Genomic DNA, 7,592 nt, shown 5'->3' with positions numbered 1-7,592 from the left:
CACTGGAGCCCGTTCCGTGAATCCCCAAGTCGAACTCCACATCGCCGGCCACGGCGTCATCACCCTCGAACTCGATGCCACCAAGGCACCCAAGTCGGTCGAGAACTTTCTGGCGTATGTGCGCGACGGCCACTACGACGGCACGATCTTTCACCGCGTCATCGACGGCTTCATGATTCAGGGGGGCGGTTTCGAGCCCGGCATGAAGCAAAAACCCACCCGCGCCCCGATCGAAAACGAAGCCACCAACGGCCTGAAGAACGACCGCTACACCATCGCCATGGCGCGCACGCAGGCACCGCACTCGGCCACGGCCCAGTTTTTCATCAACGTGGCGGACAACGGCTTTCTGAACCACACCGCCCCCACGCTGCAAGGTTGGGGCTACGCGGTGTTTGGCCGCGTCATCAAAGGGACCGAGGTGGTGGACGCCATCCGCAAGGTGGCCACGGGTCGCCGTGGCTTTCACGACGATGTGCCCGTACAGGACGTAGTCATCGCCAAGGCGGTGATCGTCACCCCCTGACGCCCGCCGCGCCCGGCCCCGCCCCATGAGCGCATGAGCGGCCCGGCCCTGCTCGACCACATCGACGCGCCGCCGGCATGGCAGCGCGTCGATTGTGTGTCGGACGTTCACCTGCACGCGCAGGATCCCGATACCGCCGCCGCGTGGCACGCCTATCTGGCGGCGGCGCCGTTCGACGCGCTGTGCATCCTCGGCGACCTGTTCGAGGTCTGGGTCGGCGACGATGCCTTGACCGCCGACCCGGCAGCCGACCCCGAAATCGCGTTCATGCAGCACGCCGTCGGGGCGCTGGCGACGCTGGCCCGCCGCCGCCGGGTGTATGTGATGCATGGCAACCGCGACTTTTTGCTCGGCGACGGCTTTGCCGCCGCCAGCAGGGTGCGGCTGCTGGCCGATCCGGCCGTGCTCGCCTTCGGTGCGCACCGGTGGCTGCTCAGCCACGGCGATGCCTGGTGCGTGGCCGACCGGGACTATCAAACGTTTCGCGCGCAGGTGCGTGGGGCAGATTGGCAAACGGCCTTCCTGACGCGGCCGTTGGCCGACCGGCTGGCGCAGGCGCGCGCCCTGCGCCAGCGCAGCCAACAGCATCAAACGGCACAGCGCCAAGCCGGGGTGGCGCCGGCCGATGTGGATACCGACTTGGCCGCGCAAGCGGTCGCAGCCGCGGGGGCGACGGGCCTGATCCACGGCCACACGCACCGGCCCGGCCTGCACCGCCTGGGCGCCACGGCCCATCGCCTGGTGTTGAGCGACTGGGATGCCGCGGACCAGCCGCCACGGTTGCAGGCGCTCAGTCTGGACCGCCACGGAGGCTGGCAGGTGTGGCCCTTGCCCCGCGCCACCCCGGTATGAGTCCCCCGCCATCGTCTTCACCGTCCCAACCGGCCTCGGGCGGGCCCCGCTGGTTGCGGGGGGTGACGCGCTGGCTGACACACAAGCTGACACACTGGCGGCGACGCTGGCAGGCGCGGCGGGGCGATGGTCGCGCCATCCCCGACCGGCTGTGGGCACGCGTCGTGGCCGATTTGCCCTGCCTGCAGGCCCTGGACGGGAACGAACAGGCCCGATTGCGCGACCTGTGCGCGGCCTTTCTGGCACGCAAGGAGTTCAGCGGCGCCCACGGGCTGGTCGTGGACGACCGCATGGCGCTGCTGGTCGCGGCGCAGGCCTGTCTGCCCTTGCGGCACCGAGGGCTGTCCGCGCTGGCGTGGTACGACGACTTCGTGGGGATCGTGCTGCATCCGGACGAGGTGGTCGCCCCGCGCCGCACCCGGGACGAGGCGGGCGTCGTGCACGAATACGACGAGGCGCTGGCCGGCGAGGCCATGCAGGGCGGCCCGATCGTGCTGGCGTGGCCGCGCGTGCTGGGCTCGGCACCCGGCGCGACGGGCATCGGCCACAACTTGGTGATCCACGAGTTTGCCCACGCCATCGACCTGCACGGCAAGCCGCTGGGCCAGCCGGCCGACGGCTGCCCGCTGCTGCCCGCGGGCTTTTTGGGTCTGTCGGCTGCGGCGGCACGGCAGCACTGGCACACCGTGCTGACCGAGGCGCACGCCACGCATCGGCAACGGGTGGCGCTGCACGAGCGGTTTGGCGCCCCGCCGCCCTGGCTGGACGCCTACGGCGCCGAATCCCTGGCCGAGTTTTTCGCCGTGGCGTGCGAGGCGTACTGCGTGGACCGCGAGCGGCTGGCCGAGGCCCACGCCGATCTGGTCGCGCTGTTGGACGCGTTTTTTGCCCGGCCGACGGCGCCGGGCGACACCCGGTGACCGTCGGCGGCCATCAGCGCCGCAGCAACACCTTCAGCGCCGCCTGCAGCCGCCGCTCGTGGCTGGCGTCGTGGGCCGTGGCCAGCACCCGGGCCACATCCTGCGCCCAGGTCTCGGCCGGCCCGGGTTCGTGCCGGCGCGTGAGCAGCCGAAGCTGCAACTGACGCCGGGCATCGACTTGGTCGGCCGACGTGGGCACATCGGCCTCAATCTCCAGCCGCAGCAGGGGTTCGGCGGCTTCGCTGGCGGGGGCGGCGGCCCGCCCCAGCGCCTGCACCCACGCGGGACGCGCCGCCGCGGCCTGACGGCCGCCCAGCTGCTGCGCGGGCGGGACGCGCGCCGCATCGCGCGCCGACCACGCGGCCAGCAGCTCGGTCAGGGCCTCGCCGTGGGCACGCGCCGCCAACTGGCGCAACTTGGCCTCGGCACGCTCCAGGGCCTGGCGCTGGGCGCGGAAGGCCGCATCGCCCAGCCGCGGACGCGCCGGGCCCTCCGGACGGGGGGGCCGCTCCGGCCGTGCGCGCGGGGCCGGTTTGGCCGGCGCCAAGCGGGCCGCGGCCGCGGCACTGGCCGGGGTCGCCCCGGGCCGGTCGTCGCCCCGCCGGGCCACGACGGGACGCGGGGCCGCTGGAGCGGGCGCATCGCGGGAAGCGGCGGCCGCTGCCCCGGCCGGTGTTTCGGCCGTTGTTTCGGCAGACATCGCGGCCGGGGTGGGGGCTGGCGGGGTCTCATCCGCCGTCGCGCCCTCCCCTTGCGCCGCGGTCCGCAGGGCGGCCATCGCTGCGCGGATCTGCTGGGCGTCGTCGGCGGCGCAGGCGGCTTCCAGGGCGCGCGCAGCCTCCAGCACGGCGGCGTCGAGCCGGCTGGTGGCGGCCCGGGTCTTCTCCCGCTCGGCGCTCTTGCGCGCAAAGGCCTCGTCGATGGGTTGGCGGAACGCCTCCCACAGCTTTTGCTCCTTGCGGCGGTCCAGCGGCACACGGTGCGCCTCCAGCTGCCAGCGCTGTTGCAGGTCCTTGACGGCATCCAGCCGCAGGCGCGGCTCGGCCGCCAGGGCCTGGGCCTCGGCGATCAGGGCTTGGCGGCGTGCGGTGCTGTCGGCCTGCGCGGCCTCCAGCCGTTCGTGGGCGGCGGCGATGGCGGCCTTCCACAGCGGCTGCAGCTCGGCAAAGATTTTTTCGCTGACGTGGCCGCCCTGGCGCCAGCGCTCGGCAAAGGCGTGCAGGTCGCGCAACTGGGCCTTCCAGTCCTCGCTGGCGGCGTGGGCGGCGGTCCAGGCCTGCACTTCCTCGATCAGGGCCAGACGGGATTGCCGCGCCGCCTCGTTGTGGGCCTTGAGTTCGCGCCGCCAGGCTTCGACCGCCTGATAGGCTTGGTTGCACGCTTCGTCGAAGCGCTTCCACAGCGCGTGGTTGGAGGTGCCGCCCTGGTCCGTCTGCTTCCACTGCTCGCGCAACTGGCGGATGGCCTCCTGCAGCTTGCGGCCGGTGGGCCGCTCCGCCTCGGGGCCCTGGGTCAGGGCGACGGCCTGGGCCAGCAGCCCTTCGCGCAACTGGTCGGCACGCCAGCGCTGCCAGTCCTCCAGCTCCTTGGCCTTGGCCAGCGCCGCGAGCGCCCGGGCGTCGAGCTCCGGCCCCGCATGGCGGCCGTGCACCTTGTGTGCATGGCGCAGCTCGCCGGCGTAGCGGCTCATGGCTTTGGTGTGGCCGGCGGCCAGCTCGCGCTCCAGCGCCTCGATCGCCGGCAGCAGCGCGGCTTGGGCCAGCGCCTGTACGGCCTTGGGCACGGGGGCGGCCGACTCGGCCTCGGCGGCCAGCGGCTCGCCGCGCTGGGCGCGGATTTCGTCGGCCCACACGGGCACCCCGGGCAGGGGTGCCTGGGGGTCCTCGGCCGCGGCGGCGGCCTGGGCGAGCGCCGCTTCGAACGCCTGCCAGACGGCCTCGAGCTGCTGGCGCGCGGCGTCGAGCTGGTTCGGGTAGCGGGGATCGAGGTCGGCCCAGCCCGCGGCCGACGTCAGCCCTTGCTGGCGCTCGCGCCAGTCGTTGACGTCCTGCGCCAAGCCGTCGCGTGCAGCCTGCGCTTCGGCGCGCGGCTTGGTGGACGCCAGGTCGATGCGCTGCACCAGCAGGCCGGCGGCCTCGCGCTCGACCTGCACGCGGGTTTGCAGGTCCTCGATGGCCTTCATGCGCTCGGTCAGGCGTTGGCGCAGGCCGGCCAGCGGCTCGCGCGACAGCGGAGCCCCGGCCTTGGCGGCATCGCGCTGCCAGGCCATGGCGTCGGCCAGATTCAGCCGGGGAGCACCCAACAACGCCTCGGCCCGGGCGGCCCATTCGGCGGCCAGGGCATCCTGGGCGCGGGCGCGGCGCAGCTCGTCCAGCCGTTCCTTGACCAGTTTGGCGGCCCCCTTGTCGCGCGTGGCCAGCTCGCGGTAGACCTCGGCCACATCGTCGGCCGGCGGGTCGGTGGCCAGCCACTCGCGCAGGCGGGCGGCACGCTCGCCCGAGGTCGGCGCCGTGAAGGCGCCGCGGGTGCGCTGGTCGAGTTCGGTCAAAGAAACTTTCGCGGAAGGGGAGTCGGACGCGTTCACGGTGCGGGGCGCGGGTTGGCCGCTCGGGGAAGTCGGGTCATCGGATCCGGCAGTCATGCAGACCGCCGCCAAAGGGTTATTGTCACCTACCCGGCCCACAGATCCAGCGGCGGATCGTGCACGACCGCCTTGAGCAGGTCGCTGCGGGATACGAAACCCATCAGCGCGCCCCCACTGTCCACGACCGGCAGGCCCGGCAAACCGGTGTGCAGCAGGGCCAGCGCCAGCCGGCGCAGCAGGGTGTCCGGGGTAACGGCGGGAATGGGGGTGACCATGATCTCGGACAAGGGCAGCGCCAAAAAGGCGCGCCAGACCAGGGCGCTGTCCTCCGGGCGGGGCAGGCGGTCGATGTGCAGCAGCTCGGCCCGGGTGAGCAGGCCGACCAGCCGCCCCTGCGCATCCAGCACCGGGGCCTGCCCCAGGCCGCGCTCGGCCAGGCGCCGCCAGCCATCGGCCACGGTCATGGTCTCGGTGACCGTGACCGCCTCGCGGGACATGACGTCCTGCACCCGCTCCAGCGGGTGGCGGGTGGTCGGGGGGTGCTGCACCTCGCCGTAGGCTTGGACGGCGGCGGCCGCGGGCCGCGGCAGCGGGGTGTCGGCCGCGGGCTCGTCGCCCGAGCGGCGGCCCGCCACACGAAAGCCGCTGTCCGCAAAATCGGGGCGGTCGATCTCCACCGCCAAGGCGCGCAGGCGCCCGGTGCGCAACGAGGGCAACACCCGCCGCAGGTCCTCGATCGGACCGCGGTACATCAGGCCCGAAGTGCCGTAGATGGCCAGCATGCACACCCTCCTGTCCGGATCCGCAGACCGGCGCCCCGGCGGTGCGCAGATCCCGCCTCAGTCGGGCAGGAACAGCGCCTGCAGATCGCTCAACCAGTCGAAGCCACGCGCGGTCGGCGCCAGCCAGCCGTCGTCTCCCACGGCGAGCCAGCCGCGCTCGCGCGCGCGCTCGATGGTCGCCGATACCGCATTCATCGGCAAGCCCGTGCATTCACTGAAGGTCCGCAGCGCAAATCCGTCGCGCAGCCGCAGGGCATTGAGCATGAACTCGAAGGGCAGATCGCGGGCCGCCACCTCGTGCTCCTGCGCCACGGGTGTGCCCGCCAGCGCCTGCTGCACATAGCGCGCCGGGTCGCGCCAGCGCACTTGACGCACGATGCGCTGGGCAAAACTCAGCTTGCCGTGCGCGCCCGCCCCGATGCCCAGATAGTCGCCAAATTGCCAGTAGTTCAGGTTGTGCCGGCAGCGGTGGCCCGCGCGGGCGTAGGCCGAGACCTCGTAACGCACCAACCCGGCGGCGGCCGTGCGCTCGGCAATGCGGTCGAGCATGGCGTAGGCCGTGTCATCGTCCGGCACGGTCGGCGGATGCTTGGCAAACCAGGTGTTGGGCTCGATGGTCAGGTGATAGACGGACAGATGGGGAGGCTGGTGGGCCAGCGCCGCGTCCAGGTCCCGCTCCAGATCGGCGGGTGTCTGGCCAGGCAGCGCATACATCAGGTCCAGATTGAAGGTGTCGAAGTACCGCGCCGCCTCGTCCACCGCGGCGTGGGCCTGGGCGGCATCGTGCACCCGCCCCAGCGCGCGCAGAAAACGGTCGTCGAAACTCTGCACGCCGATGCTCAGCCGCGTCACGCCCGCGTCGCGAAAGGCGGCAAAGCGCTCGCGCTCGAAGGTGCCGGGGTTGGCCTCCAGCGTGATCTCGGCGCCCGGCTCCAGCGGCAGGCGGGCACGCAAGTCCGACAGCAGCCGCCCGATCACATCCGGGTCGAACAGGCTGGGCGTGCCCCCGCCGATGAAGATGCTGCCCACCGGCCGCCCCCAGACGAGCGGCAAGCTGGCCTCCAGGTCGGCCAGCAGGGCGCGCACATAGTCCTGCTGGGGCAGCGGCCCGGCCTGGCCGCTGGCCGCCCCCCATTCGTGCGAGTTGAAGTCGCAGTACGGGCACTTTTTCAGGCACCACGGCAGGTGCACATAGAGCGCGAGCGGCGGCAGGCCGTGCAGCCGGACCTGGCCCGGGCGCTGCCACAGCACGGCGGCCTCGGTGGCCCCCATGGGGCTGGTGGGGCCGGGCCCGCTCAGCCCGCCGGCCATCCGCGCTCCTGCATGAGGGCCAGCATGGCACGCGCCGCGCGGCCACGGTGGCTGTGGGCGTTCTTCACTTCGGTGGGCAGTTGGGCGAAGGTGCAGCCGAAGGCCGGGATGAACATCACCGGGTCGAAGCCGAAGCCGCCGTGGCCGACCGGTTCGCGCGCGATCAGCCCCTCGACGCGGCCGCTGGCGACCAGCGGCTCGGGGTCCTCGGGGTGGCGCACCGCCACCAGCGTGCTGACCATCGCCGCGCGGCGATCGTCGATGTCGCGCATTTGCTCCAGCAAGGCGCGCACATTGTTGGCATCGCTCTTGGGGTAGCCGAACTGCGTGCAGTAGTGCGCCGTGTCCACCCCCGGCCGGCCGCCGAAGGCCGCCACGCACAGCCCGGCGTCGTCGGCCAGGGCCGGCAGGCCGCTCGCGGCGGCCGCATGGCGGGCCTTGGCCAGCGCGTTTTCGATGAAGGTGTGGTGCGGCTCCGGCGCCTCGGGGATGCCCAGGCTGCCCTGCGTCACCAGCTCCAGGCCGAGCGGCGCGAACATCGCCTGCAATTCGGCCAGCTTGCCCGGATTGTTGGAAGCCAGCACCAGACGGCGCGGCAGGGTCGCATCCGCCATGGC

7 protein-coding genes are annotated in these 7,592 nt (G+C 72.8%); 3 read left to right on the top strand and 4 right to left on the bottom strand.

All coding sequences use genetic code 11. The features are described 5' to 3' along the window. Positions 1-16: 16 nt before the first annotated feature. The 3 genes from V7026_RS05005 (at position 17) to V7026_RS04995 (ending at position 2,298) form a co-directional block, all read left to right on the top strand. Positions 17-526: a peptidylprolyl isomerase gene (locus V7026_RS05005; protein ID WP_334154183.1), complete on the top strand. Its 510-nt coding sequence runs from the start codon at positions 17-19 to the stop codon at positions 524-526. Between the two features lie 33 nt (positions 527-559). Further along, positions 560-1,378 (top strand): UDP-2,3-diacylglucosamine diphosphatase, encoded by an 819-nt coding sequence (locus tag V7026_RS05000; RefSeq protein ID WP_334154180.1) that lies wholly within the window; start codon positions 560-562, stop codon positions 1,376-1,378. A gap of 62 nt (positions 1,379-1,440) precedes the next feature. Further along, positions 1,441-2,298 carry a zinc-dependent peptidase gene (locus V7026_RS04995; protein WP_082955531.1) on the top strand — a complete coding sequence of 286 codons (858 nt, stop codon included), beginning with the start codon at positions 1,441-1,443 and terminating at the stop codon, positions 2,296-2,298. Positions 2,299-2,311: 13 nt separating this feature from the next. On the opposite strand, the gene V7026_RS04990 is transcribed toward V7026_RS04995, so the two are convergent. From V7026_RS04990 to rdgB, 4 genes are all read right to left on the bottom strand, one after another. Further along, complete coding sequence (locus tag V7026_RS04990) at positions 2,312-4,846, bottom strand: DUF349 domain-containing protein (protein WP_334154179.1); 2,535 nt, start codon at positions 4,844-4,846, stop codon at positions 2,312-2,314. A 122-nt stretch (positions 4,847-4,968) separates the two neighbouring features. Then, on the bottom strand, positions 4,969-5,664 hold the full coding sequence (locus V7026_RS04985) for a CBS domain-containing protein (protein ID WP_068610227.1): 696 nt from the start codon (positions 5,662-5,664) through the stop codon (positions 4,969-4,971). Positions 5,665-5,721: 57 nt separating this feature from the next. Continuing rightward, positions 5,722-6,936 (bottom strand): radical SAM family heme chaperone HemW, encoded by a 1,215-nt coding sequence (hemW, locus tag V7026_RS04980; protein WP_334154181.1) that lies wholly within the window; start codon positions 6,934-6,936, stop codon positions 5,722-5,724. Between the two features lie 23 nt (positions 6,937-6,959). Then, positions 6,960-7,589 carry an RdgB/HAM1 family non-canonical purine NTP pyrophosphatase gene (gene rdgB, locus V7026_RS04975; protein ID WP_068610229.1) on the bottom strand — a complete coding sequence of 210 codons (630 nt, stop codon included), beginning with the start codon at positions 7,587-7,589 and terminating at the stop codon, positions 6,960-6,962. Positions 7,590-7,592: the final 3 nt, after the last annotated feature.

It is taken from the genome of Tepidimonas sp., from assembly GCF_036825565.1.
Classification (GTDB): domain Bacteria; phylum Pseudomonadota; class Gammaproteobacteria; order Burkholderiales; family Burkholderiaceae_C; genus Tepidimonas.
The sequence above is the reverse complement of the archived record's forward strand: the minus strand, read 5'-3'. Positions and strand labels throughout refer to the sequence as shown.